At 76.2% G+C, this 571-nt stretch carries 1 protein-coding gene; it reads right to left on the minus strand.

The genetic code is table 11. The features are described from left to right. Positions 1-571, minus strand: a 571-nt coding sequence (locus P3X83_RS43220) for an SDR family NAD(P)-dependent oxidoreductase (RefSeq protein ID WP_277311264.1), incomplete at both ends; no start/stop codon positions are given.

Raw genomic sequence — 571 nt, forward strand, 5'->3', positions numbered from 1 at the left:
AGGCGTTCGCGGCGGCGTAGGCGGCCTGGCCGCCGCTGCCCCACACCCCCGCGATCGAGGAGAACAGCACGAAGGCGGAAAGGCCCGCGTCCTCGGTCAGTTCGCTCAGGTTCGCGGCGGCGAGCGCCTTGGCGCGCAGCACCGCGTGGTAGGTGCCGAGATCCAGCGTGCCGATCTCGTGGTCGTCGGTCACCCCGGCGGCGTGCACGACGGCGGTCACCGGGTGCTCGGCCAGCAGCGCGGCCAGCGCGTCGCGGTCGGCCACGTCGCAGGCGGCCACGGTCGCCTCGGCTCCGAGTTCCCGCAGCTCGGCGACCAGCTCGGCCGCGCCGGGCGCGTCCGGGCCGCGACGGCTGACCAGCAGCACGTGCTCGGCGCCGTTGCGGGCGAGCCAGCGGGCGACGTGCCCGCCCAGGCCGCCGGTGCCACCGGTGATCAGGACGGTGCCCTCGGGCTGCCAGCGGGGGCCGTCGGGGTGGGCGGGAGTGCGGTTCAGGCGCCTGCCGTACACGCCGGAGGCGCGCACCGCGACCTGGTCCTCACCCGAACCACCGGTTAGCACCCAGCCAAG

This window comes from Spongiactinospora sp. TRM90649 (genome assembly GCF_029382225.1).
Taxonomy (GTDB): domain Bacteria; phylum Actinomycetota; class Actinomycetes; order Streptosporangiales; family Streptosporangiaceae; genus Spongiactinospora.